We start from the raw sequence: 23,568 nt of genomic DNA, 5'->3' as shown, positions 1-23,568 counted from the left end.
CCCGCATCCCTCCAACCCCCGGCCGAACCCCCCTCGGGCCGGCCTACCAGAGCCTGCTGAAGAACACCGCGATGTTGTCCGTGGACTGGTCGATGGCGGTGAGGCCCGATCCGTTGACACTCGCGGTGTGGTTCTGGTTGGACGCGCCCGCGCCCGTGGCCACCTGCTGGGTGGTCGTCGAATTCCCGCGGTTGTCGCCACCGACACCGCTGCCCACCACCCCGGCCACCGCCGCGTTCGACCCGTTGTTCGCGATCGCACCGTTGTCCGCGTGGGCCACGCCGGTGAACAGGGCGGCGGCGAGGGGCAGGGCGGCGACAACGGCGACGGCACGGGCGGCACGGACGGTACGAGCGGTACGGGTGCTTGCCATGTCATTTCCTCCAGGGACCGGAATTGCAGAGACAGAAGACGGAAGTCGGAAGATCGAAGTGCGGCCGATACCAAGGCAGTTGGCCGACCACCCCCGTCGTGCTTCGGTCGCGTTTGCTGTGGTGCACGACGTCGCGAGTCCAGAGTTGCCCAGCGAATCCCCGGCGAACCACCCCGGAGCACCCGATTCCCCCTCAAGCGTGAGGACAAGTCGATAAACCCCCTTTAGATGAAGAAGCGTTCCAGCGCCCTTCGCCCAACCCGCACCACCACACACTCACCCTTCCCATATTCGAATACCAGTACGAACATGGAAGGCATGGCCACCACTGTCCGCCGCGCTGCCAGCCTGGCCCTCGCCCACGCGCTCTGCGCCGCCGAGCGCGGGTTCCCCGTGATCCCGCTGTCTCCCACCAAGCTCCCGGCGATCCCCTCGCCCCACCGCCGAACCCGGGAATCGGTCCCGATCCCGATTCCGGCTCCTGTCCCGGCCACCGCCACGACCACAGCTCCGGCTCGGGCCCTGGCTCCGGCTCCGGCTCCGGCTCCGGCTCCGGCTCCGGCTCCGGCTCCGTGCCACGGTGAGTGCGGCCGCCCGGGGCACGGCGTGCACGACGCCACGACCGACCCCGCCGCCGTACGGGCGCTCTTCGCCGCCGCACCCTGGGCCACGGGCTACGGAATCGCCTGCGGCCGGCCGCCGTACCACCTCATCGGGATCGACCTCGACACCAAGAGCGCGGCGACGGGCGGCGGTCCCGGCGCAGGCGGCGCCGTGGACTCGCTCGGCGCGCTGCGGCAGCTGGCCCTCCAGCACCTCTTCACGATCCCGGAGACGATCACCGTGCTCACGCCCAGCGGAGGCCGCCATCTGTGGCTGACCGGACCGCCCGGCGTCGTCGTACCGAACTCGGCCGGCCGGCTCGCGCCCGGGATCGACGTCCGGGGCAGCGGCGGCTATCTCGTCGGACCGGGCTCGGTGTCCGCCCACGGCGCCTACCGATTCGCTCCCGGCACAGCCGCACTGCCGCCCGCGCCCTGCCCTCGGGAGCTCCTGGGGCTGCTCATGCCACCGGCGCGCCACCCGCACGGCCGGACGGCGCCCGGCGACCGGGCACCCCGAGGCGAGGGACTGGTCCGGTTCGTCGGCGCCGCCGACGAGGGCCAGCGCAACACCCGGCTGTTCTGGGCGGCTTGCCGCGCGTTCGAGAACGGCATCGGCGACGACCTCGCAGGCGCCCTCGTCGGCGCGGCGGTCCGCGCCGGCCTCAGCGAGCGTGAAGCCCGCGCGACGATCGCATCAGCGGCACGGCTGCGGGCCGGGGGCCGCACATGACATGGATCACAGAAGCGCCGGGATCACGGAAAGCAACTGCGCCTTTTGATCGTTTATGCCCACGGTGAGTACATGCGGCGCCGTGGATCTGATCGGGACAACTCGCTTCCTGTATCCGCATTTTCGGTCATACGATCACCCGGCAGCGCGCCCGCGTGAGTGTTTCCGCCGTGGCCGCACAGGACCTCCCGCACTTCCCGCACTCCGTACCTCCCGCACTTCGCACTTCCCGCCCCTGGCCGCCGGACCACAGAGGAAATCGTTGAAGAACCGCAGCATGCTGGCAACGGCCGTCGTCGCCGCCGTGACCGCTCCCGTCGCTCTCCTGTCCACCACTCCCGCGCTCGCCGCCCCGTCAGTGGCTTCGGCAGCAGCGGTGGCGGCGGTGGCGGCGCAGCCGACGGACGGGCCCTCCATCGGGGAACTCGAGGAGGCCGCCTGGCGGTCGCACCAGGCGCACATCGCAGCTTTCGCCGCCGAGCGGAGCGCGTCGTCCGCCGCACTGGCCGCCCACTCCGACGACACGCCTCTCGCCGGCACGGCCAGGGCCGCCGCGAAGGCGGCCGCCGACGCCGGCGCCGCCAGGAAGCAGGCCGACAAGGCGGTCGAACTCGCCAAGGCCGTGGTCACCGCGCTGCCCGAGGCCGCCACCCCGGGGGAGAAGGCCACAGCGGAGAAGGCCCTCGCCGACGCGGAAGCGGCCGCTCAGGCCGCCGCCGCCGCCGAAACCGCCGCGGACAAGCAGGCGGAGCAGACCGTTCAGGCCCTTGAGGAGTTCCGCCGCGCCGCCGACGAGAAGGCCGCCGCGGCGAAGCGCGCCCTGGCCGAGGCCGTCAAGGCGATGCTCGCCGCTGACAAGGCACTCGCCGAAGCCAGGGCGGCCCTGGAGAAGCAGTGCGACTTCGAGGGACAGCTGACCACCATCCTTAAGGGGCTGCCGGCCCAGCTGGTGGCCGGTACGACCACCGACTTCTCGGTGCGCGTGACCAACGGCAGCAGGACAAAGACGCTGGACGAGGTCCTGCCGCGCATCTCCTTCCACTCCATGGAGAAGACCGGCTACAAGATCATCGACAGCCACCTCGCCCTGCAGTGGTCCACGGCGGCTTCCCCGAAGTGGCAGGCCGTCAGGAACGGCGAGTACACCGGCTCGATCGGCGCGCTGAAGCCGGGCGGCCGGATGGACCTCAAGCTGCGACTGAAGATCGACGCCAAGGCGCCCGCAGACAAGGGCGATGTCTTCGTCGAGGGTGACTACGAGAACGGCGACGGCTCCTGCGGGGGCAATGCCGTCACCCTGTATCCCTTCGAGCTCCTCGTGGCCGGCAGCAAGCCCAGCACGACGGAGGCGACCACCGCGACGGGGTCGCCGGGCACGGCTGCCGCGACCGGCGGCACCGACGGCGCCGGGACCTCGGGAGACGGGACGCCGGCGCAGAACTCCGGCACCGAGGCCCAGGGCACGACCCCGACCGCCTCGGTGGACTCCGGCTCCGGTGCCCTCGCGTCGACCGGTTCGCCCTCGGCACTGTCGGCGGTGGCCGCCGCGGCGGGCGGGGCCGTCGTGCTCGGTGGCGGGACGATCCTCGTGTCCCGCCGGCGCAAGCCGGCCAGGGGCTGACGCACGGAAAAGGGGCGCCCTTGCGGGGCGCCCCTTGCCGTGGGCCGACGTGACCGTCGGTTCAGCGGATCAGATCAGCGGAGTCGGATCAGCATTCGGCAGTCCAGCGGTTCAGTACTCCAGTGGTGCGGCGGTTCAGCGGTGGTCGCGGCCACGGCCCCAGGACGTCTGGTCGAGGACACGGCCGTTGTCGTTGCGCAGCGTGGCGGTGTCACGCTCGTCCCAGACCTGCCGGCGACGGTCCTGGTAGACGTCGTGCCGGTTGTCGAAACCACGCCCCGTGTGGACCTTGACGCTCGAACGCCCGTCCAGCCGCAGGTTGCGGAAGCGGTAGGTGTTGCCGTCCCGGTCGGAGAGGGTGTAACCGCGCAGGTTCACCGGGTGCCGGCCGACGTTCTTCACCTCGACCCACTCGGAGTTCAGGGCACGGTTGGAACGGTTGTCACGGCCGAAGCCGTCGTGCCGGACGTCGCCGATGACAATCGGGGAGCGGCGGTCGTGGTCCCGACCACGGTCGTGGTCCCGACCGCGGTCGTGGTCCCGGCCACCGTCGTGGTGGCGCCCGAGGTCGGCAAGGTGGCTGAGGCCACCGCCTCGGCCGACGCGGTGGTGACCGTCGGCCGCCGCGGGCAGCGCTGCCGCGGCGACGAGCGCGCCGGATGCGAGGACGGTGGCGACGATACGACGGGTAAGGCGAGAAGCAGACATGAAGTGCCCTCTCAAAAGCGTGCCCGCAAAGCCCTGTTCAGGGCCGTTGAGGGGAGATCAGGTTCCCGGCTGGTGCCGAGGACCCAAACTCTGACGGGCGGGCGCCGACATCCGCCACCAAATCGACCCTGATGACAAAAACCGGACATCTCCGTAACTCTCACCTGCATCTGGCATCGATCGCCATCAACCCCTTACCAGGGGTTCGCTGCGCGTTACATCGACCCGTTGAGTAATCAACAACAAGCGGTTACCAACTGCCCCAAAGTGCCACAAATGGCCTAAGGGCATCGCGCTCGGACGGCCCGGATCTCTGTAACAGCCGCCGACCTCACGGAGTCGCACACCCGTCATGATCACCGCTCTGACGTGCGGTTTCGCTTCACCCGTTTGCCAGGACACGCTGCCTGTCCGTTCCTGTCATCGGCACACGGCGACGGATCCTGAAGCCGCCTCGCCCGTACGGCGGCGATCGGCACACGTGTCCCGGGTGTCAGAGGCGCGCCCTACATTGCGGCCATGGGCATCTATCTGTACGACCTCGGTGCGGAGCACTGGTCCGGTGACCAGGAAGGCGGATGGGCCGAGGTCGCCTCGGCGCTGAACCACGAGCTGGGGCGGCGCGGGCTGCCGCGGTACGAGCCCGCGCCCGGGCGGGGCCCCGCCTTCGAGGAGAAGCTGTCCCCGCCCATGGACGGATTCAGCGCACTGTGCGAGGAGCACCTGTCACCGCGCGAGAGCTACGCGGTCGGCAACTGGACGGTGCTGGTACCGCTCTCCCTCGACACGGAGATCGTGCTACCGATCGCGAACGACATGGACGACGAAACCGTGATCGTGGGAGCCCCTCAGATACTCGGGCACATGGAACGGCTGGCGGCAGTCATGGCCCTGCCACCGGAGATCCCGGCACCGGGCGCCACCCTGGCCCTGACGGCGTGGCGTACGAACGGCTCGGCGGAGAAACTGGCCGCCGCCCGGCCCGGGCCCTGGAGCAAGGACCTGGACGCGGCGTTCTATGTGGCGGTGTACCGGCAGGCCGCGCGGCACGCGCTGAGCCATGGCTGCCCGATGACCTACTCCTGAGCGACCGAGCAAGCGATCATGTAGGCATGGACACGACCACGGGGAACATGATCGCCGTCCCGCCAGGGCGGATCACGCTGTCGGACCGCCGTACACAGCGCAGTTGGCCGGTCGAACTCGCGCCGTACGAGCTCTCGGCGCACCCGGTCACCCAGGAGCAGTACGCCCGGGTCACCGGCCTGCGGCCGAGTGCCTCCCAGGGGGACGAACTGCCCGTCGAGGGGGTGTCCTGGTGGGACGCGGTCCGGTTCTGCAACGCCCTGTCCGCGCACGAAGGACTCACCTCCGCCTACCAGCTCGACGGTGACGGCATCGAGTGGGACGCATCCGCCGACGGCTACCGGCTGCCGACCGAGGCCGAGTGGGAGCACGCCTGCCGCGCGGGCACCACCGGGCCCCGTTACGGACCACTGGACGACATCGCCTGGTACCGCGCGAACTCCCGGGAACGCATCCACGCGGTGGGCGGCAAGCGGCCCAACCCCTGGGGCTTCCACGACATGCTCGGCAACGCATGGGACTGGTGCTGGGACATCTACGACGCCGAGGTCTACGGCGCCTACCGGGTCCTGCGCGGCGGCGGCTGGTTCGACGAGCACTGGAGCTGCCGGGCCTCCGCCCGCCGCCGCAGCCACCCGACCTTCCGGGTCGACGACGTCGGCTTCCGCGTCGCCCGCTCCCGCTGATCAGACCGGACACCTCAGACTTGCTCAGAAGCGGCCGGCTCGGCCGCTGAGGGGGACTCACATGGAAACCACCGCCAGAGAGCGTTCGCGCCTCAGCGCCACGGGCCTGCTGATGGCCGCTCTTCTGTGGGGCGTCAGCGGCTGCACCGGCGACGGCGCAGGGCCGCCTGCAGGTGCCGCCCCGTCCCCGAAGAGCCACCGGGCGGAGCATGCGGAACACACAGACGGCGAGACCGTCACCCGGGCACCCACACCCCACGAAGGCAAGGCCGTGGTCCAGGCGGCCTCGCGCACAGGCAACGCCACCCTGCCCCTGAAGCCGATCGGCACCGGCAAGCTGGCCGTGCAGGTCAACTGCCAGGGAAAGGGCACGCTCACGGTGGCCGTCGCGCCCATCGGCCTCAGCTTCCCTCTCACCTGCGGGAACGAGGTGAACAGCGTCTACAACCAGATCCATCTGAAGCGGGCCCGCGCCGAGGCGGCGGCCATCCAGATCACCGCTCCGACCACGGTCCACTGGGCACTCACCGCCGAACAGTGACGGACGCCCACGACTCCACCCCGCACGGGTACAGTCACGCGCATGACCGGACGGCTGCCAGGCCCCGCCCTCGACATCGACGGGACCGGCCCAGAGATCACCCGCACCGACTGCAAGCGCTGTGGCACCGAGGTGTTCGGCATCGACGGCCGCTACGCGTGTCCCGTCTGCGGCTGGGTCAACCACTGGTCCGAGGGCCACCGGCCCCTCCCGGTGGCTCACGAGGACTCGGACTACCCGAACAGGGACCGCCTCTGTCAGCCGCAGGAGCAACCCCAGAGGTAGAGCTCGCGCGGCCGCCGCAACGCAACGGCCACCGGGCACATGCCCGCCAAGCGATTGACCTCTGTGGCGGGTCGGGGACCCGTCTCCCGCGTGGCTGGGACGATTCACCCATGACAACCAGGGCAGGTGCCGCCGCGGGACCTGCGAGGGCACGACTGGTCCTGTTGACGCTCGCGGCGGGCCAGTTCCTCATGGCGCTCGACAGCTCAGTCATGAACGTCTCCATCGCGACGGTGGCCGTCGACGTGGGGACGACGGTGACCGGGATCCAGGGCGCCATCACCGCCTACACGCTCGTCATGGCGATGTTCATGATCCCCGGGGGGAAGATCGGGGCGCTGATCGGACGCAGACGCGCCTTCATGACCGGCTGCTGCATCTACGGCTGCGGCTCCCTCACCACGGCGCTCGCACCGAACTTGCCCGTGCTGCTGCTCGGCTGGGCGCTCCTGGAGGGCATCGGGGCAGCTCTCATCCTCCCCGCGATCGTGGCGCTCGTGGCCGCCAACTTCGCGACCGAACGCCGGCCCGCCGCCTATGGACTCGTCGCGGCCGCGGGCGCCGTGGCGATCGCGCTCGGGCCGCTCATCGGGGGTGTGGCGACGACGTACTTCTCCTGGCGCTGGGTGTTCGCGGGTGAGGTGCTCGTGGTGCTCGGCATCCTGGTGCTCGCCCGCCGCATCGCCGACGTCACGAGCGCCGAACGCCCGCACATCGACCTCGTCGGCACCGTACTGTCCGCCCTCGGGCTCGGCGCCTTCGTCTACGGCGTGCTCCGATCGGACGAATGGGGCTGGTTCAGGCCGAAGCCCGGCGCACCTGCCTGGCTCGGTGTCTCGCTGGTCGTATGGCTGATGCTGGCAGGTCTGCTCCTGGTCTGGCTCTTCCTCCGCTGGGAGGCCCGCCTCACGAAGCGGCGCAAGGAGCCGCTCATCGACCCGGCCATGCTGGGAAACAGACAGCTCACCGGCGGCCTGACCATGTTCTTCTTCCAGTACCTCGTGCAGATGGGCGTGTTCTTCGTCGTACCGCTCTATCTGTCGGTCGCCCTGGGCCTGTCCGCACTCGCGACCGGCACCCGGCTCCTGCCGCTCTCCCTGTCGTTGCTGGCGGCCGCGACTCTGATCCCCCGATTGCTCCCCGACGTCTCACCTCGGCGGGTGGTGCGGCTCGGGATCCTCGCGCTGCTCGCGGGCGCGGTCGTCCTGATGGCGGCGCTGGACGCGGACGCGGGGGCGGAGATCGTCACGATCCCCCTCCTGCTGATCGGGCTCGGCATGGGTGCGCTGGCGTCCCAGCTCGGGTCGGTCACGGTGTCCGCGGTGCCGGACGAGCGCAGCGCGGAAGTGGGCGGAATCCAGAACGCCGTCACCAACCTCGGTGCCTCGATCGGTACGGCGCTCGCGGGATCGATCCTGATCGCCGCGCTCACATCGTCCTTCCTGAGCAGCGTCCAGCAGAATCCGGCGGTCCCGCCCGAGGTCAAGAGCCAGGCGGCGGTCGAACTCCAAAGCGGTGTGACCTTCATGTCCGACGCCCAGCTCCAGACCGCTCTCGACAAGGCAGGCCTGAGCGAGGACGTGGCCACGGCGGCGCTGGACGCGAACGCCGAGGCAAGGCTCGACGGCCTGCGTGCCGCACTCGCCGTCCTCGCGCTCGCCTCCGTCCTCGCGCTGTTCTTCACCTCGCGGATCCCGGCGACCCAGCCCCGTTGAGCCGCGCCATGACCAGCACCGGCCATCGAGATGTCCGATTCGTCACATGGCGGGAAAATTGGCAGTACCGGCTGTCCAGGCTGCATCGGAGACACGATGAAGGACCTCAAGTTTGAGCAGAAGCGCTCGCTGTCCCGCCACGAGGCAGCTGATCAACTCGAGTCGCTCGCGGCCGCCCTCCGGCAGGGCGAGGACGCCGAGCTGGAACTCGGCCCCGGGAAGCTGAGCTTGCGGATCCCCGACGATCTTCGAAGCGAGATAGAGGTCGAGGTCAGCAGTGAGGGCATCGAGCTGGAGATCGAATTCAAGTGGCCTACCGCTCGGGCCGCCCGACCAGCGCCGTCAAAAGCGGCGGCAACCCCGGAGGGGGCCGGGGCCAGGCGAAGGAGCACCCCCGCCGTCCCCAGCCGGAAACCCGCGAAACGGTCCGCCAAGAAGTCCAGCAGCCCCGCGCGAACGCGCTCATCCGGACGGGGCTGAACGACGACCGAGTGGCGCCTCACGTCGACAGCGACCGGACCTGGGGCCGGGTGACAGAAGTACGGTCGTTCGGACCGGACCGGGACCGAGAATTCGGCACCCTGCCCGCCCCATAAGGGCGCACGATGGTGCGCATGACTCTGGCCACCCCCCTACTGCACACCGCTGGCCTGCGACTGCGCCCCTTCACCGACGCCGACGCGGACCCCCTCTTCGCGCTGCACAGCAGCACCTACGTGATGCGCTACTGGGACTCCCCGCCGTGGAACGAACGGGCCCGAGCCGAGCGCTTCATCGCGATGTGCCGGAAGATGGCGGACGAAGGCACCGGGGCACGGGTGGCCATCGACGGTGCTTCGGACGGGGCCTTCGTCGGCTGGTGCGGTCTGACCGGATGGAACCCGGACTACCGCAGCGCGTCATTGGGCTACGTCCTCGACGATGCGATGTGGGGCCACGGCTACGCGACGGAGGCCGCGCACGCCTTGCTGCAGTGGGCATTCGACACACTGGACCTGAACCGGGTTCAGTCCGAGACCGATACGCGCAACGTGGCATCTGCCCGGGTCCTGGCCGTCCAGTCGGGGGTGCGCTTCTCGCAGAAGGCGGCGAGGAGCCAGCCCGATTCGCGGGTCAGCGTAAGGGGCCATGATCTCTCGCCCCATGGCAGCTCCCGCCCAAAGCCGCTCCACCGACATGTCGCAGCAACGCACCCACGATGTACGCGGCAAGCCCACCAGTATCAGGAACGGCCAACACGATGGGCTGGATCGGCTCTCGCCCGTCATGGTTCCCACCGGCAGTGGTCCCGTCTGGGTTCACCGACCGCCGCTGGTTCCGACATGGGACCTCGTCAGCGCAAACATGATCAGGAGGTCAAGTGCCATCACGAGGATGGACCACGCCGGATAGTAAGGAACAAACATGAACTGGGTGATCAGGCTGATCCCTGCCGTCGCTACACCGGCCCCGCGACCCCAGCTCTTGTTTGTCAAGATCCCCAGGCCAGCAATGATGAGCGCCACTCCGACCACAAGGTGAATCCAGCCCCAAGCGGTTAGGTCGAACCGGTAGATGTACCGGGACGCGGAGAACACGGTGCCCTGTGCGATGCCGGCTGCCCCCATGAGAATGCTGAGCGGCCCGCTGAGCATGAGCATGGTCCCGGCGAACAGGGACGCATCATTGACAGTTTCGCTGCTGTCGGGCCCGCCGTGCCCTCGCCGTGTCTCGTTCGGCGTCGCTGCCATGGCCGCCGCCTTCCTGTACAGCGCGGCCACCGACTCACAACGCCCATGCGAAGCCAGCCACGCTCCCCTGACAGGATCACCGCAATCCTTTGGCACCGCGACTGCAACCCGCCATGGGGAGACCGCGAACTCCTACCGCACTGCTCGGTGCTCGGCCGTCAGTCGCCGTCACCAGTCCAAACGAGAAGCGCAACTCCACACCGGTCGATCCGAGCCCGTCGAACTGCACGCAGTGGCGTCCTGCGCACGGCACCCCGGGCCGGCCAACGTCCAGCGGACTAGAGGTGGCCGTGCCCTTCCCGTGCCCGTTCGACCGGGAAGCAGCGGGGAACAGGCGGTCACCGGCGGGTAGACGATAGCGAACGGCCCCTGACCGAGATGCCTGGTCAAGGGCCGATCACCTGCGGTGGGTGTGGGATTTGAACCCACGGTGACATCGCTGCCACGACGGTTTTCAAGACCGTTCCCTTAGGCCGCTCGGGCAACCCACCCAAGCCCCGCATCACCTGCTGCGGAGCGGGCTACAGCCTACCGGCTGGGGCACCGTGCGTGGGGCTTGGTCAACGGTCGGCGATGTCCTCGCGGAGGCCGTCGGAGAACTCCCACCACGACAGGGGGAGCCAGTCACCGTTGACGAAGGCGTCCACCGTGGCGCCGCGGCCACGGACCGTCACCGTCGTGCCGGGTGGGTAGGTGGTACCGGACAGGCCGGGGACGGGGACGAGCAGGGTCCCGAGTCTCTGTGCTGCCACTCCTCGCCCTCACTTTCCGTTTCCTCGGTACATAGCCGGACTCACCAGGGCTTCTGGGATTCATTCCGACATTACCGGGTTGTCCGTTACGGAAGGTCGGAGAATCATGAGAGATGGGTCACGCGAAGCGCGGGCGCGGGCGGGACGCGGGCGGGGGGCGGCAAGCACACATGCATCGCCGAACGGAGGTGGCAGGCATGAAGGCCGTCGTCTACAAGGGACCGTTCACCGTCGCGGTCGAGGATGTCGGGAAACCGCAGATCCAGCACCCGAACGACGTGATCGTACGGGTCACGTCCACCGCGATATGCGGTTCCGACCTGCACATGTACGAAGGCCGCACAGCGGCGGAGCCCGGCATCGTGTTCGGGCACGAGAACATGGGGATCATCGAGGAGGTCGGCCAGGGCGTCACCGCGCTCAAGGAGGGCGACCGTGTGGTCATGCCCTTCAACGTTGCCTGCGGGTTCTGTACCAATTGCGTCGAGGGATTCACCGGATTCTGTCAGACCGTCAACCCGGGCTTCGCCGGCGGCGCTTATGGCTATGTCGCGATGGGGCCGTGGATGGGTGGCCAGGCGGAGTACCTGCGGGTGCCCTACGCCGACTTCAACTGCCTGAAGCTGCCGCCGGGCAACGAGCACGAGACCGACTTCATGCTGCTCGCCGACATCTTCCCCACCGGGTACCACGGTTGTGAACTCGCGCAGGTGCGCCCCGGCGAGAGCGTCGCCGTGTACGGAGGCGGGCCGGTCGGGCTCATGGCCGCCTACTCCGCTCTGCTGCGCGGCGCGAAGAAGGTGTTCGTCGTGGACCGGGTCCCGGAGCGTCTGCAGAAGGCAGAGGAGATCGGGGCGATACCGATCAACTTCGCCGAGGGCGACCCCGTCGAGCAGATCAAGGAGCAGACGGAGGGCATCGGTACGGACAAGGGCGTGGACGCCGTCGGCTATCAGGCGATGGCGCACGGCAAGGACAAGGAAGAGCCGGCGACCGTGCTGAATTCGCTGGTCGGCACGGTACGGGCGACCGGCGCACTGGGTGTACCCGGGCTTTACGTACCCGCCGACCCGGGAGGACCCGACGAGCAGGCCAAGCACGGGATGCTGCTGGTCTCGATCGGCAAGCTCTTCGAGAAGGGCCTGCGGATGGGCACCGGCCAGTGCAATGTCAAGCGCTACAACCGCTATCTGAGGGACATGATCATCGAGGGCAGGGCGAAGCCCAGCTTCGTCGTCTCCCATGAACTGCCGCTGGACCAGGCGCCGTCGGCGTACGACAAGTTCGACAAGCGGATCGAGGGCTACACCAAGGTCGTGTTGCACCCGAACACCTGACCTGGAGTGGAGAGGAAGAGAGGCGAGAGGGGCTGCCGACCCGGTCGGCAGCCCCTCCGCATGTCACATCACCTCAGCGTCAGCCTCAGTTGTCGCCCTTGCGCTCGCCCAGCGTGAGGTCGACCGTCGACTCCTTGCCGTCGCGCTGGTACGTGACGCTCACCTTGTCGCCCGGCTTGTGGTTCCAGATCTCGCTGATCAGGGTCGGGCCGCTGTCGACCGGCTTTCCGTTGAACTTGGTGATCACATCGCCTGCCTTGAGCCCCGCCTTGGCGGCCGGCCCGTCGGGGGTGACCGCGGACGAGCCACCGGAGCCCTGCGCGGCGATCACGGCGCCCTTCTGGTCGCTCATGTTCACCGTGGCGCCGATCACCGGGTAGACCGGCTGACCCGTCTTGATCAGCTGCTCGGCCACGTTCTTGACCTGGTTGATCGGGATGGCGAAGCCGAGGCCGATGGACCCGGCCTGCGACTGACCGAGGCCGCTGCCGCCCGCGGACTGGATCGCGGAGTTGATGCCGATCACCGCACCGCTCGCGTCGAGCAGCGGGCCACCGGAGTTGCCCGGGTTGATCGAGGCGTCGGTCTGGAGGGCGCTCATGTACGAGTTCTTGCCGCTGGAGCCGTCACCCGAGGCGACCGGGCGGTTCTTGGCGCTGATGATGCCGGTGGTGACGGTGTTGGAGAGCCCGAAGGGCGCACCGATCGCGATCGTGGAGTCGCCGACGGCGACCCGGTCCGAGTTGCCGAGCGCCAGCGGGTTGAGGCCCGAGGGGGCGTTCTTCAGCTTCAGCACGGCGACGTCGTAGCCCTGGGCGCGTCCGACGACCTGGGCGTCGTACCTCTTCCCGTCGGAGAAGGTCGCCGTGAGCTCACCGCCCTCGGCCGCGGAGGCCACCACGTGGTTGTTGGTGAGGATGTGGCCTTCCTTGTCGTATACGAAGCCGGTGCCCGTGCCGCCCTCGCCCTGGGTGCTCCCGGACTTCGCCTCGATGGTGACGACGCTCGGCAGCGCCTTGCCGGCGACGGCGGCGACCGTGCCCGGTTCGCGCTTGAAGTCGGCGGGGGCGTCGCCCGCGGAGACGGTCGTCGAGACACCGCTGCGGTCGCTGTGCTCCGCGGCCCAGTAGCCGACGCCGCCGCCCACGCCTCCGGCGATGAGCGCGGCGGCGATCACGGCCGCGACGAGACCACTGCCACGGCCCTTCGGTCCGGACGCGGGTACGCCGCCCGGTGCCGCCGCCCCCCAGGGCGCGGCGGGTGGCGGCCAGCCCCCGGAAGCGTGGCCGGCCGCGGGGGGCGTTGCCGGCGGCACAGGCGGCATCTGCTGCGTCGGATGAGTCGGCGGCGCGGGCGGCATCTGCTGCGTCGGCGCCTCCGTGGCCGCGGGGCCGGGCCGGCCAGGCTGGCCGTAGTGGTCGGCGTGGCCACGGTGATCCGCGTGACCGGAGTGGTCGGGAGCGGCCGACGGCACTGAAGGGGGCATGGGAGGTACGGACGGGGCGGTCTGACCCGCGGGGCCCGTGGTGCCCTCGTTGCCCTCGTTCTCGGTGCTCACAGCTGTCTCCTCGATATGCGTGTCAGTGTCAGGTGCACAGCTTTTCCCACTGCCTGTCAGGCCACTGTAAGCAGGACCTGTGCATATCCGCGCAACCCTTATCACGGACATTGCGGGCAGGGGCGCGGCGCGGCGTGATGGCGTCTTTCAGACAGTGACACCATGACGCGGTGACACAACTCCCGATTCAGGTCGTCGCCCATCGAGGCGCATCGGAGGACGCTCCGGAGCACACCCTGGCCGCGTATGTGAAGGCCATAGAGGACGGGGCCGACGCCCTCGAGTGCGATGTCCGGCTCACCGCCGACGGGCACCTCGTCTGTGTGCACGACCGTCGTGTCAACCGTACGTCGAACGGCCGCGGGGCCGTCTCCGCCCTGGAGCTGGCCGAGTTGTCCGCCCTCGACTTCGGATCCTGGAAGGACAGCGAGGAGAGCCCCGACTGGGGCGATCGCGAGTTCACCTCCGTGCTGACCCTGGAGCGCCTGCTGGGGCTGGTCGCCGACGCCGGGCGGCCGGTCCAACTGGCCATCGAGACCAAGCACCCCACCCGCTGGGCGGGCCAGGTGGAAGAGCGCCTGGTCCACCTGCTGAAGCGGTTCGGCCTGGACGCTCCCTCCGCGCACGAGGAGTCCCCGGTGCGCGTCATGAGCTTCTCGGCGCGTTCGCTGCACCGGATCGCCGCCGCGGCACCGCAGATCCCGACGGTCTCGCTGATGCAGTTCCTGCCGCTGCGTGCCCGCGAGGCCCGCCTCCCCGCGGGAGCGCGGATCGCCGGACCGGGTATCCGCCTCGTACGCAACCACCCCTCTTATGTGGAGCGGCTGCACGCGGCCGGTCACCAGGTGCACGTCTGGACGGTCAACGAGCCCGAGGACGTCGAATTCTGCGTGGGCCTCGGTGTCGAGGCGATCATCACCAACCGGCCGAAGCAGGTCCTGGAGCAGCTGGGCCGCAGCTGAGCGCCCCGCGCAACTACAGGGAGTGCACCGGCGCGTTCGGAGAGTATCCGGATGTGACGAGTGCGTCACCAGACGAGCATTGGCCGGTTTCCGGCCCAGTCCACTGGGGCATCCACACCGTGGCGTGGGGTGAAGGAGGTCTCGGGGGTGGCGTTGGTGGTGGCACAGGAGGTGCCCGCGTCGTCGAGCATGGCCGTTCCCCATGGCCCTGCGGGCGTGGGCGAGGCACGGCGCCGGATGCGTGAGCAGCTACGACGCGGCGGGGTGTCGGAAGCGGTCGTCGACGATGCCGTTCTGATCCTTTCCGAACTGCTCAGCAATGCCTGCCGGCACGGCAGGCCGCTGGGACAGGCGGAGATCGGGGACGGCGCCATCCGTGCGGCCTGGCACGTCGACCCGGCAGGGAGCCTGACCGTCGAGGTGACGGACGGGGGTGGTCCGACCCGCCCGGTTCCGGCCACGCCTTCGGTCACCGCGCGCGGCGGCCGGGGGCTCAACATCATCAGTGCACTCGCCCACGACTGGGGTGTACGGGACAGCGCGGCCGGCGAGGTCACCGTGTGGGCGCTTGTACACGGGGGGCACCACCACGACGATTTCGCTACGCGCGTCACTGGCCCGGGGGTACCGGGCAGCCGGTCGGCCTTCGAGCTCACGGACGCGTACGACGAGCCGCACGAGCACGCCTAGGCCGTGTTGGAGAACTGGCGTCGTCCGCCCGAAGGCCGGGGCTCGCGGCGTCCGGTGCGTGCGATCGCGAGGCGGTGGGGGTTCCCCCGCCGGAGGCAGGGGGAGGCCGTCCTCGTACGGGGCGTACTCGGACGATTCGACAACGCAGCGCGTGCGCGTGCCAGACGCCGCGAGCCAGGCGGGAGTTTGCAGCACGGCCTTTAGGGCCCTGCCCGGACCCGGAGCGCTGTCCAGGTGGCCTTCCAGACCAGCCCGCGGTGACGCCGAAGGGCGACGAAGCGCCGGTTGCGGCCTGCGCACGTCCTGTAACGGCTAGGCTCGCGCCCGAGACCAAGGCACGACACAGCACCGCAGCCCTCGGGAGAAAGCCACACCATGGCCAAGAAGCGCCCCCAGACGAAGGCCGTCACACCGCAGATCACCGACGGCGAGATCCCGGTGGTCGGGGCCCGCGAGCCCTGCCCCTGCGGTTCGGGCCGTCGCTACAAGGCCTGTCACGGCCGCGCCGCCGCGCACGCGGTGACCGAACTGGTTCAGCGCCCCTTCGAGGGGCTCCCCGGCGAATGCGACTGGGTCGCCCTGCGCGAGCTGGTCCCCGCGGCCACGGTCGAGCTGACCCTGAAGGGCGGACTCCCCGACGACGTACCGTCCGTGACGCTCGCGACCGTGCTGCCGATGGCATGGCCCGCGCTGCGCCGCGACTCCGGGTCCGTACTGCTGGCGCTTCAGAACGACACCTCGTCCGGCGACCTGAGCCGCGACATGGCGCACACGCTGCGCCGTGCGCTCACAGCCGCGCCCGGCACCCCGATCGCGGGCGAGCGGGTACCGGCGGACGGACCGCGTCTCCAGGACCTGCTCGACCTGGACGCGCCCTTCGAGCCGGTGGTCCACAGCGGCTTCGAGTTCTGGATCCCGGACGCCGCCGAGAACGCGAACCCGGAGGTCGCCGCTTCACTGGAGCGCGCCAACGCCGCCGCGATCCCCACGGTCAAGCTGTCCGGCGTGGACGCGGCGTACTGGTGCGAGACGCCTGAGAAGAATCACCTGCGCTGGGTCATGCCGCACCCGGAGGAGCAGCTGCTCGACGGCCTCGCCCGGCTGCATGCCGCGGGCACGTCCAGCCTCGGCGAAGGCACCCGCCTGGTCGGCTCGTTCCGCGCACACGGGCTGATGGTCCCGGTCTGGGACCTGCCGAGCGGGATGGGCGCGGAGGAGTGCGAGAAGCCGGCCGCCGAGCTCGCCGAGCGGCTCGCCGAGGCGCTGGCATCCGATGCTCCGCTGACGGCGGACGAGCGCCGTGCGCGGGGTGGCCTCACCAACCGCCAGGTGACGCTCAGCTAGGTCCTGTCCGGAGTGATCCGCTGACTGACCGACCGTGCGGTCGGTGTGTGCAGGCTGCGCTATTCCTGCCCGCCCTGACAGCCGAAAGGTGATTCCGGTCACAAACACCCCTACGGACCGGTAATTCGGTGTCCGAATACCCGAGATCGAATTTGCGAACAGCCGATCTCTTGTTACGGTTCTGACAGCCCGGTCGCTGGTGCATCCCCCGTCGCCAGCGACCGGGCGTTGCTATTTCCGGATTACGTCCCCACCACATCGGCGGACATCCGCTTCCATCAACTCGTCCCGACGGAACGCAAGTTGATCACGGAGCGCAGCAGAGCGACTCTGGTCCGAGAACCTGGAAGAGCGCCCCCGGCCCCGAACTGAGCGCCGAACTCTTCAACGCCGGGAACTCGATGACCGGCACATAGACATCGCTTCACACAAGGTGTTCTCAGGTGATCTCAGCCGACGCGCAGTGGTGCCGGTCATGGGCCGACACCACTGCGAATCGTTCGCCGTTCTGTTCATCCCACCGCTTCCGCAGAGCAGCGCGGCATAGCGGGATATCGATTCCAGCCAGAATTCGCGACTGCCACGCCCCCTTGCGAACCCCGTACCGGGCTCGGTAGACGAGCCAGGCCTCAGTTCAGTGGGCGGCCCCTCAGTAGGTGAGCCACGCCCCCTCGCCCGCCTCCGGGGGACTGAACCCGTCGGCGGGCGTGCTCACACTCGCCTCGACCAGTGCGTCGACGACCGCCTCCACATCGGGCAGCCAGGGCCGCGCCGACCCGGGCAGCGGTGCGCGCACCCAGTGGACCTGCCCCGTACCGGCCTCCGACGGGGGCAGCACCAGATAGCCGCCGTCCCCATGGAAGCGGAGCGAACCGGGCACCCAGTCCTTGGTGTGGAGCAGCTCGCCGAGCTGCTCCATCGAGTACGGCGCCACCAGCAGCGACCACCGGGTCGGCGTCGCCACGACCGGACCGAGCCGGATTCCCATCTGGTCCAACGCCGCCAGCGCCCGTGCCCCAGCCACGGCGGGCAGACTCACCGCGCAGGGCGCCGGACCTCCCGTCGCCAACACGATCGGGGCCTTGGGCCGATTGGTCCACCACCAGCGCACCATGCGCCCGTCGGTGGTCGCCGCCAGGATTCCAGGGTCAAAAGGGTGCGCGCCGGGAACGACGCACTCGGGATTGGGGCAGGCGCAGCCACGTGCCCGTCCGCCGCGCCCCTCGGGCCCGAGGCCCACACCGGGGAGCACCGGCCAGTGCCAGTCCGTGGCGCAGACGAGCGCCGTATCGAGCAGGGCAGGCGCCCCCTTCTTCTGGTTCCGCTGGTCCCGCCGGAACCGGAGCCTGCGTCGCCTTCCGGGGATCTCGCGCATGAGCGCTCGTTCCTTTCCGTTGAACGCCGAGGGCCACATCACACCATGTATACGTCTCATCACTGTGCGTACTGCTGTACGTGCTGCCATGCGAACTGCCGTGCGTACCGCTGTTCATCTCGGGTGCATCTCGTCGCGTTTCGCTCTGCGCCTTACTCGCGTACCGCTGTACCGCTGTACCGCTACCGCTTGTACGTCCGTACGTGTCCATACGACTCACTGCGCGTTCACGCCCTCCGCCCACCGCTCCGCACCGTGGACTTGCCACAGGCATGAGCTGCGGCAATGAGCGCCGCAGGGCCGAACGGGATGGGCTGTGTCCATTAAACGCATGGCGAGGGGTGGCGCGTGCATGGCGCTTTACTGTCCCGTGGATCCGGTCCGCCACTCGGGATGGGGCGCGGTGGCCTCGGCGGCTAAGACGCCCGGGCTCCCCGCCAGGTTCCAGGGCTGTCCCAACTGCCCCTGGCCATCACCATGTACGTACCCAACGCACTCGGAAAGACGCTCCTCCTGGAGCACGGCCCTCGGTGTCCGCTCCGGGAGGTTTGGCCTCTCGAACGCCCTCAGTCGACCGCAAAAGACGGCCTCCGGGGGCACTTTTTGGACAAGTTTTCCGCAGTCCCACCCAATCGACAACCCCTCGAACACCCCGTTGACACCGGCGATTCCGCAAGGACAATGCTGGACATCCCCTTGCGAGTACGTGTAGATGTGGATGCATTGATAGCGGAGCAGCGCGACATGGGGGTTTGCGATGCTATTGGCCGAAACACACCAGCCGGAAGGCCGGCAGCCATGAGCACCCCTCACCTGCCGAAAGTGGCTGGAATCAATTCAGCTGCTCCCGGTTCCGCGCACACTGCGGCAGCCCTCGCCGCCGGTGACCCGGGCCCCGTCCCGGCCATCGGGCCCGGCGCTCTGATCCAGGACCGGCTCGCGAGCTGGGTCTCCGACCTCACCACACTCCACGAACTCACCGAGCGCCTCGCCAGGACCGCGACTCTGGACGACGCCCTCCATGAACTCCTGCGCGCGGGCGCCGCCCTGGTCGGCGCCCGCCGGGGCATGGTCGTGCTCGAACCCCCCGAGGGCCGCGGCCCCGCCATCACCACCGGTCTGGGCCTCGCTCATGCCGACCTCGGCCACATCGAGACCGTCCCGCGCAGCGCCACCCCTCACGGCCGCATCCTCGACGGGGCCCCGGCCACGATTCCCGGCGCGGTCGCCCAGGCCGACCTCTTCCGCGACGAGGGCCTGGACCCCCGGCTGCGCGAGGTCGCCGCGCGCCTCGGCTACGCGGCGAGTTACGCCCTGCCGCTGGCCACCAAGGAGGCGGGGAAACTGGGCGTCGCCGTCTGGTTCTACGACGAACCCGCGGAACCGCTCGAGCGGCAGCGCCATCTCGTCGGCCTCTACGGGCGCTATGCCACCGAGCACCTGGCCCGGCTCCTCGAACTGGACCGGGCACGACGGCGGCTGGCCACCATCACGGAGGAGCTGCTGCCCAGCCGGCTGCCCCGGGTGCCGGGAGTACGACTGGCCGCCCGCCAGCTGAGCGGCCCCCGCGGGGGTGGCGAGTGGTACGACGCGCTGCCGCTGCCCGAAGGGGCGCTGGGGCTCGCCGTCGGCGCGGTCTCCGGGTCGGGCCCGAGCGCCCTGGCCGCGATGGGACGGCTACGGGCGAGCCTGCGTGCGTACGCGGTGATGGAGGGCGAGGACCCCGTCGCCGTGCTGTCCGACCTGGAGCTGCTCCTGCGGCTGACGGAACCGGCCCGTTCCGCGACCGCGCTGTTCGCCTACTGCGAGCCCGCGCTACGCAAGGTCGTCCTGGCCGGTGCCGGGCACACCCCGCCGCTGATCACCGGCACCAGGCGCACCGAGTTCGTGGAGACCTCGCTGTCGGCACCCCTGGGCATGCTGGCCTGCTGGGAGGCGCCGAGCGTGGAGTTCTCCCCGGCTCCCGGAGAAACGGTGCTTCTCTATTCCGACGGGCTGCTCAGACGCACCGGGGACTCCATGGACCGGGCCTTCGCCCGGCTGCACGCGGCGGCGGCGGGTGTGCCCAGAGCCCTGCGGGACGACCCGGCCGCTGTCGTCGCCCATGTGCTGCGGACGGTGCTGCCGGGGGTCGACACCGACGGGTCCGGGGACGCCGACGGGCCTGGTGACGCGGATGACGTGGTGATGCTGGCGGCCTGGTTCGCGTGAGCGGCGCTGTCGGCCGTCGAGCCGTGCCCGGGCTCATGGAGGGGCGCCCTTCCGCACGACCGTACGATGGGTGAGGGTTCGATGTCGTAACCCATAGGGACCAAAGGAGGCCTACCCGTGGCAGAGGAGCTCACCCCGGAGACCCCGGAGGAGTCGGGCGAAGAGCCGATCAAGCAGCGGAAGAACGGGCTGTACCCGGGAGTCTCGGACGAGCTCGCCGAGAACATGAAGTCCGGCTGGGCCGACACGGAACTGCACGGCCTGGAGCCGATCGCGCAGGCTGAGCACACCGCCCGCCGCCGTGCCGCGCTGTCCGCCCGCTTCCCCGGCGAGCGCCTCGTCATCCCCGCGGGAAACCTTCGGACCCGCTCCAACGACACCGAGTACGCCTTCCGTGCCTCCACCGAGTACGCGTATCTCACCGGTGACCAGAGCGAGGACGGCGTCCTGGTCATGGAGCCGGTGGCCGGCGCGAAGGGCACGGACGGCTCGGGCGGTCATGAGGCGACCATCTACCTGCTGCCCCGCTCCGACCGTGAGAACGGCGAGTTCTGGCTGGACGGCCAGGGCGAGCTGTGGGTCGGCCGCCGCCACTCGCTGGCCGAGGCCGAGCAGCTCCTGGGCATCCCGGCGAAGGACGTACGCAAGCTGCCCGAGCAGCTGCGCGAGGCCACCGGGCCGGTCCGCGCCGTCCGGGGCCATGACGCCGCCATCCAGGCGGCCCTGACCGACAAGGTCACCGCGGAGCGCGACGAGGAGCTGCGGGTCTTCGTCTCCGAGGCGCGGCTGATCAAGGACGAGTTCGAGATCGCCGAGCTCCAGAAGGCCTGCGACTCCACCGCCCGCGGCTTCGAGGACGTCGTCCGGGTCCTGGACCGGGCCGAGGCCACCAGCGAGCGCTACATCGAGGGAACGTTCTTCCTGCGCGCCCGCGTCGAGGGCAACGACATCGGCTACGGCTCGATCTGCGCCGCGGGACCGCACGCCACCACCCTGCACTGGGTGCGCAACGACGGTGCGGTCCGGCCCGGTGAGCTGCTCCTGCTCGACGCGGGCGTCGAGACCACCGAGCTCTACACCGCCGATGTCACCCGCACGCTGCCGATCAACGGCCGCTTCACCCCGCTCCAGCGCAAGATCTACGACGCCGTCCACGAGGCTCAGGAGGCCGGAATCGCCGCGGTGCGCCCCGGCGCCGCCTTCCGCGACTTCCACGACGCCGCCCAGCGTGTGCTCGCCACCCGACTGGTGGAGTGGGGGCTGCTCGGCGACCTGGACGTGGAGAAGGTGCTGGAGCTCGGCCTCCAGCGCCGCTGGACCCTGCACGGCACCGGTCACATGCTCGGCATGGACGTGCACGACTGCGCCGCCGCGCGGACCGAGGCCTATGTGGAAGCCACCCTGGAGCCGGGCATGTGCCTGACCGTGGAGCCGGGGCTGTACTTCCAGGCCGACGATCTGACCGTGCCGGCCGAGTACCGCGGCATCGGCGTCCGGATCGAGGACGACATCCTCGTCACCGAGGACGGCAATCGGAACCTGTCGGCGGCGCTGCCCCGGGACGCCGACGAGGTCGAGGCGTGGATGGCGCAGCTCAAGGGCTGAGGGCCGACGGGCTGATGCCCGGCCCGAGGCCCGCCGGCTCCGGAGGACGTCCGCTCAGGTCACCCTGAGCAGGGCGTCCTCCCGCCATTTGAGGATCTTGTCGAAGCTCACCACCGCGCCACACCCCGGCCTGTTCCCGAAGTGGACGTGGTCGGCGAGCTGCTCGATCAGACACAACCCCCGCCCGTGCTCGGCGGACAGCGATGCTGCATTGGAGAGAGGCGCGTACGGGGCCGTCGCGCGGCCGTCGGGAAAGCCCGGGCCCGAGTCCGCCACCTCGATCAGGCACTTCTCCCCGTCGAGATACGCCGTCACCCGGTACGCCGCCGAGGGCACACCGGTCCGTGTGTCGCCGCCGTGCTCGACGGCGTTGGCGCAGGCCTCGCTCAGCGCGACCGAGAGGTCGTAGGAGATGTCCGGGTCGACGCCCGCGGTCTCCATCGTGCCGAGGAGGAGCCGACGGGCGAGCGGAACGCTCGCAGCCTCGCGCCGCAAGTGGAGGGACCACCAGATGCTCATGCTCCAGCCTCCTGGCCGCGGCTCGACATACCGATACGTATTGCCGCACAGCGCCGTTCGTAAGCGCCTCGTCGGCCGAGAGTCGGCATTCCCCCTCGTTCGGCCGACGCGGTGGTGAAGTGCGCCGGTGTACGAGGGGGCGCGGAAGCACCTGGGGCGCGTGAACACCGAGCTGGCACCATCACGAGGGGCGCGTGAAGCAGCCGCAAAGCGACCTTCCGGACCTGCCGCCCGGCTGCCGGGGACACAGTGGGATGATGACCCGGCCATGTCTGCCCAACCGTCGGTCGAGCCCTCGATCGCACACGCCGGAGCCGGTCTGCGGCTGTTGAGGGCCGCGGTGTTCGCCGCGGTCTGCGTCGTGCTGTCCGCACTCGGGCACGTCATGGCGTCCTGCGCGGCGGTCCCATGGTGGACGCTGGTGGCCGGCTTCCTCGGCGTCTTCGCCGTGGTCACACCGCTCGCCGGGCGTGAGCGGTCGATGCCGGTCATCGCCACCGCGCTGACCGGCGGGCAACTCGCCCTGCACACCCTCTTCGGTCTCGGCCAGCGCCAGCTCACCCTGGCGCCGACCGCGGACGACGCCCTGATCAGGACGGCGGCGAAGCTGCTGTGCGGATCCGGAGCCACCGCTCTGAGTCCCGCCGACGCCCACCGGATCGTGACCCGCGCAGGGATCGACCCGGCGAGTCTCCACTCCGCCTACTCCGCCCAATCCGCCGCCGGGGCGGCCCACGCGGCCCATCAACATCCGGCCCTCGCCCCCGCGGAGGCCACCGGGCTGCTGCCCAGCCTCCCGATGGTGCTCGGTCATCTGCTGGCCGCCCTCACGGTGGGCTGGCTGCTGCGCCGCGGTGAGATCGCGCTGTTCCGGCTGGCCCGGCTGTCGGCGCGCGGCGTCGCCGATTTCGTCGAGGAGACACGGGCACGGGCCCTGCGCGTAGCCCTCGTGTTCGTACGGGCGCTGCTCGCCGGGCTGTCCGGGGCGCCCGGACGGGCCTCGCGCGCCCTGCCCGTCGTTCCCGACGCGCCCCCGCCACCGGCGGCCGGGGCACTCCACCACACGGTGATCAGGCGCGGTCCACCGGCCGCCTGCGTGCTCGTACTCGCAGCCTGACGCGGACCACTCGACAGG

22 protein-coding genes, 1 tRNA gene and 1 pseudogene are annotated in these 23,568 nt (G+C 70.0%); 16 read left to right on the top strand and 8 right to left on the bottom strand.

The genetic code is table 11. The features are described from left to right. Positions 1 to 43: 43 nt before the first annotated feature. Positions 44 to 373: a hypothetical protein gene (locus tag ACFV6V_RS04360; RefSeq protein WP_385558863.1), complete on the bottom strand. Its 330-nt coding sequence runs from the start codon at positions 371 to 373 to the stop codon at positions 44 to 46. A 318-nt stretch (positions 374 to 691) separates the two neighbouring features. On the opposite strand from ACFV6V_RS04360, the gene ACFV6V_RS04355 reads away from it, so the two are divergent. Both ACFV6V_RS04355 and ACFV6V_RS04350 read left to right on the top strand, forming a co-directional pair. Continuing rightward, positions 692 to 1,708, top strand: coding sequence for a bifunctional DNA primase/polymerase (locus ACFV6V_RS04355; RefSeq protein WP_385558860.1), 1,017 nt, complete (start codon positions 692 to 694; stop codon positions 1,706 to 1,708). 277 nt (positions 1,709 to 1,985) lie between these two features. Continuing rightward, positions 1,986 to 3,329: a peptidase gene (locus ACFV6V_RS04350; RefSeq protein ID WP_385558857.1), complete on the top strand. Its 1,344-nt coding sequence runs from the start codon at positions 1,986 to 1,988 to the stop codon at positions 3,327 to 3,329. A gap of 135 nt (positions 3,330 to 3,464) precedes the next feature. Here ACFV6V_RS04350 and ACFV6V_RS04345 read toward each other — a convergent pair whose 3' ends face one another. Further along, positions 3,465 to 4,037, bottom strand: a complete 573-nt coding sequence (locus ACFV6V_RS04345; protein ID WP_385558855.1) for a lamin tail domain-containing protein — start codon at positions 4,035 to 4,037, stop codon at positions 3,465 to 3,467. Between the two features lie 519 nt (positions 4,038 to 4,556). Here ACFV6V_RS04345 and ACFV6V_RS04340 point away from each other — a divergent pair. From ACFV6V_RS04340 to ACFV6V_RS04310, 7 genes and pseudogenes are all read left to right on the top strand, one after another. Beyond that, positions 4,557 to 5,123 (top strand): hypothetical protein, encoded by a 567-nt coding sequence (locus tag ACFV6V_RS04340; protein WP_385558852.1) that lies wholly within the window; start codon positions 4,557 to 4,559, stop codon positions 5,121 to 5,123. Between the two features lie 26 nt (positions 5,124 to 5,149). Beyond that, positions 5,150 to 5,809: a formylglycine-generating enzyme family protein gene (locus ACFV6V_RS04335; protein WP_385558849.1), complete on the top strand. Its 660-nt coding sequence runs from the start codon at positions 5,150 to 5,152 to the stop codon at positions 5,807 to 5,809. Between the two features lie 61 nt (positions 5,810 to 5,870). Continuing rightward, positions 5,871 to 6,350 (top strand): hypothetical protein, encoded by a 480-nt coding sequence (locus tag ACFV6V_RS04330; RefSeq protein WP_385558847.1) that lies wholly within the window; start codon positions 5,871 to 5,873, stop codon positions 6,348 to 6,350. A 42-nt stretch (positions 6,351 to 6,392) separates the two neighbouring features. Continuing rightward, entirely contained in the window at positions 6,393 to 6,635 is a 243-nt protein-coding gene (locus ACFV6V_RS04325) for a hypothetical protein (RefSeq protein ID WP_385558844.1), read from the top strand. A gap of 110 nt (positions 6,636 to 6,745) precedes the next feature. Beyond that, on the top strand, positions 6,746 to 8,350 hold the full coding sequence (locus tag ACFV6V_RS04320; RefSeq protein WP_385558841.1) for an MFS transporter: 1,605 nt from the start codon (positions 6,746 to 6,748) through the stop codon (positions 8,348 to 8,350). A gap of 96 nt (positions 8,351 to 8,446) precedes the next feature. After that, positions 8,447 to 8,830 carry an amphi-Trp domain-containing protein gene (locus tag ACFV6V_RS04315; protein WP_385558838.1) on the top strand — a complete coding sequence of 128 codons (384 nt, stop codon included), beginning with the start codon at positions 8,447 to 8,449 and terminating at the stop codon, positions 8,828 to 8,830. A gap of 134 nt (positions 8,831 to 8,964) precedes the next feature. Beyond that, positions 8,965 to 9,423, top strand: a pseudogene (locus ACFV6V_RS04310) (GNAT family N-acetyltransferase); the annotation flags it as partial. A gap of 225 nt (positions 9,424 to 9,648) precedes the next feature. Here ACFV6V_RS04310 and ACFV6V_RS04305 read toward each other — a convergent pair. The 3 genes from ACFV6V_RS04305 to ACFV6V_RS04295 all read right to left on the bottom strand — a co-directional run bounded on the left by ACFV6V_RS04305 (position 9,649) and on the right by ACFV6V_RS04295 (position 10,832). Then, on the bottom strand, positions 9,649 to 10,080 hold the full coding sequence (locus ACFV6V_RS04305) for a hypothetical protein (protein WP_385558835.1): 432 nt from the start codon (positions 10,078 to 10,080) through the stop codon (positions 9,649 to 9,651). A gap of 404 nt (positions 10,081 to 10,484) precedes the next feature. Beyond that, positions 10,485 to 10,571, bottom strand: a tRNA-Ser gene (locus tag ACFV6V_RS04300). Positions 10,572 to 10,640: 69 nt separating this feature from the next. Beyond that, positions 10,641 to 10,832 carry a hypothetical protein gene (locus ACFV6V_RS04295; RefSeq protein ID WP_030931808.1) on the bottom strand — a complete coding sequence of 64 codons (192 nt, stop codon included), beginning with the start codon at positions 10,830 to 10,832 and terminating at the stop codon, positions 10,641 to 10,643. A gap of 197 nt (positions 10,833 to 11,029) precedes the next feature. On the opposite strand from ACFV6V_RS04295, the gene ACFV6V_RS04290 reads away from it, so the two are divergent. Then, the gene (locus ACFV6V_RS04290) at positions 11,030 to 12,169 is read left to right on the top strand and encodes a glutathione-independent formaldehyde dehydrogenase (RefSeq protein ID WP_385558832.1); all 1,140 of its coding nucleotides are present in this window, start codon (positions 11,030 to 11,032) and stop codon (positions 12,167 to 12,169) included. 85 nt (positions 12,170 to 12,254) lie between these two features. On the opposite strand, the gene ACFV6V_RS04285 is transcribed toward ACFV6V_RS04290, so the two are convergent. Next, positions 12,255 to 13,727, bottom strand: coding sequence for a S1C family serine protease (locus ACFV6V_RS04285; protein WP_385558829.1), 1,473 nt, complete (start codon positions 13,725 to 13,727; stop codon positions 12,255 to 12,257). A gap of 170 nt (positions 13,728 to 13,897) precedes the next feature. Between ACFV6V_RS04285 and ACFV6V_RS04280 the strand changes: the two genes are divergently transcribed. The 3 genes from ACFV6V_RS04280 (at position 13,898) to ACFV6V_RS04270 (ending at position 16,723) form a co-directional block, all read left to right on the top strand. Then, positions 13,898 to 14,689 carry a glycerophosphodiester phosphodiesterase gene (locus ACFV6V_RS04280; protein ID WP_385558826.1) on the top strand — a complete coding sequence of 264 codons (792 nt, stop codon included), beginning with the start codon at positions 13,898 to 13,900 and terminating at the stop codon, positions 14,687 to 14,689. A gap of 60 nt (positions 14,690 to 14,749) precedes the next feature. Then, positions 14,750 to 15,379, top strand: a complete 630-nt coding sequence (locus ACFV6V_RS04275) for an ATP-binding protein (protein ID WP_385558823.1) — start codon at positions 14,750 to 14,752, stop codon at positions 15,377 to 15,379. Between the two features lie 375 nt (positions 15,380 to 15,754). Beyond that, positions 15,755 to 16,723 carry a DUF5926 family protein gene (locus ACFV6V_RS04270; RefSeq protein WP_385558820.1) on the top strand — a complete coding sequence of 323 codons (969 nt, stop codon included), beginning with the start codon at positions 15,755 to 15,757 and terminating at the stop codon, positions 16,721 to 16,723. 649 nt (positions 16,724 to 17,372) lie between these two features. Here the strand turns inward: ACFV6V_RS04270 and ACFV6V_RS04265 are convergent. Then, positions 17,373 to 18,098: a bifunctional DNA primase/polymerase gene (locus ACFV6V_RS04265; RefSeq protein ID WP_385558817.1), complete on the bottom strand. Its 726-nt coding sequence runs from the start codon at positions 18,096 to 18,098 to the stop codon at positions 17,373 to 17,375. A gap of 681 nt (positions 18,099 to 18,779) precedes the next feature. Here ACFV6V_RS04265 and ACFV6V_RS04260 point away from each other — a divergent pair. Both ACFV6V_RS04260 and ACFV6V_RS04255 read left to right on the top strand, forming a co-directional pair. Then, positions 18,780 to 20,309: a PP2C family protein-serine/threonine phosphatase gene (locus tag ACFV6V_RS04260; RefSeq protein WP_385558814.1), complete on the top strand. Its 1,530-nt coding sequence runs from the start codon at positions 18,780 to 18,782 to the stop codon at positions 20,307 to 20,309. A 117-nt stretch (positions 20,310 to 20,426) separates the two neighbouring features. Further along, positions 20,427 to 21,914, top strand: coding sequence for an aminopeptidase P family protein (locus ACFV6V_RS04255; protein WP_385558811.1), 1,488 nt, complete (start codon positions 20,427 to 20,429; stop codon positions 21,912 to 21,914). 54 nt (positions 21,915 to 21,968) lie between these two features. Here the strand turns inward: ACFV6V_RS04255 and ACFV6V_RS04250 are convergent, their stop codons facing one another. After that, positions 21,969 to 22,433 carry an ATP-binding protein gene (locus tag ACFV6V_RS04250; RefSeq protein WP_385558808.1) on the bottom strand — a complete coding sequence of 155 codons (465 nt, stop codon included), beginning with the start codon at positions 22,431 to 22,433 and terminating at the stop codon, positions 21,969 to 21,971. 268 nt (positions 22,434 to 22,701) lie between these two features. Between ACFV6V_RS04250 and ACFV6V_RS04245 the strand changes: the two genes are divergently transcribed. Beyond that, positions 22,702 to 23,550 (top strand): hypothetical protein, encoded by an 849-nt coding sequence (locus ACFV6V_RS04245; protein WP_385558806.1) that lies wholly within the window; start codon positions 22,702 to 22,704, stop codon positions 23,548 to 23,550. Positions 23,551 to 23,568 lie beyond the last annotated feature (18 nt).

Source organism: Streptomyces sp. NPDC059828 (genome assembly GCF_042731955.1).
Classification (GTDB): domain Bacteria; phylum Actinomycetota; class Actinomycetes; order Streptomycetales; family Streptomycetaceae; genus Streptomyces.
The sequence above is the reverse complement of the archived record's forward strand: the minus strand, read 5'-3'. Positions and strand labels throughout refer to the sequence as shown.

Bases quoted from the DNA above. Each gene is read 5' to 3' on its own strand.
- ACFV6V_RS04350 (WP_385558857.1), top strand. From the start codon at position 1,986: ATGCTGGCAACGGCCGTCGTCGCCGCCGTGACCGCTCCCGTCGCTCTC.
- ACFV6V_RS04340 (WP_385558852.1), top strand. From the start codon at position 4,557: ATGGGCATCTATCTGTACGACCTCGGTGCGGAGCACTGGTCCGGTGAC.
- ACFV6V_RS04270 (WP_385558820.1), top strand. From the start codon at position 15,755: ATGGCCAAGAAGCGCCCCCAGACGAAGGCCGTCACACCGCAGATCACC.
- ACFV6V_RS04360 (WP_385558863.1), bottom strand. From the start codon at position 373: ATGGCAAGCACCCGTACCGCTCGTACCGTCCGTGCCGCCCGTGCCGTC.
- ACFV6V_RS04315 (WP_385558838.1), top strand. From the start codon at position 8,447: ATGAAGGACCTCAAGTTTGAGCAGAAGCGCTCGCTGTCCCGCCACGAG.
- ACFV6V_RS04325 (WP_385558844.1), top strand. From the start codon at position 6,393: ATGACCGGACGGCTGCCAGGCCCCGCCCTCGACATCGACGGGACCGGC.
- ACFV6V_RS04335 (WP_385558849.1), top strand. From the start codon at position 5,150: ATGGACACGACCACGGGGAACATGATCGCCGTCCCGCCAGGGCGGATC.
- ACFV6V_RS04265 (WP_385558817.1), bottom strand. From the start codon at position 18,098: ATGCGCGAGATCCCCGGAAGGCGACGCAGGCTCCGGTTCCGGCGGGAC.
- ACFV6V_RS04290 (WP_385558832.1), top strand. From the start codon at position 11,030: ATGAAGGCCGTCGTCTACAAGGGACCGTTCACCGTCGCGGTCGAGGAT.
- ACFV6V_RS04250 (WP_385558808.1), bottom strand. From the start codon at position 22,433: ATGAGCATCTGGTGGTCCCTCCACTTGCGGCGCGAGGCTGCGAGCGTT.
- ACFV6V_RS04305 (WP_385558835.1), bottom strand. From the start codon at position 10,080: ATGGCAGCGACGCCGAACGAGACACGGCGAGGGCACGGCGGGCCCGAC.
- ACFV6V_RS04345 (WP_385558855.1), bottom strand. From the start codon at position 4,037: ATGTCTGCTTCTCGCCTTACCCGTCGTATCGTCGCCACCGTCCTCGCA.
- ACFV6V_RS04330 (WP_385558847.1), top strand. From the start codon at position 5,871: ATGGAAACCACCGCCAGAGAGCGTTCGCGCCTCAGCGCCACGGGCCTG.
- ACFV6V_RS04245 (WP_385558806.1), top strand. From the start codon at position 22,702: ATGTCTGCCCAACCGTCGGTCGAGCCCTCGATCGCACACGCCGGAGCC.
- ACFV6V_RS04355 (WP_385558860.1), top strand. From the start codon at position 692: ATGGCCACCACTGTCCGCCGCGCTGCCAGCCTGGCCCTCGCCCACGCG.
- ACFV6V_RS04260 (WP_385558814.1), top strand. From the start codon at position 18,780: ATGCTGGACATCCCCTTGCGAGTACGTGTAGATGTGGATGCATTGATA.
- ACFV6V_RS04320 (WP_385558841.1), top strand. From the start codon at position 6,746: ATGACAACCAGGGCAGGTGCCGCCGCGGGACCTGCGAGGGCACGACTG.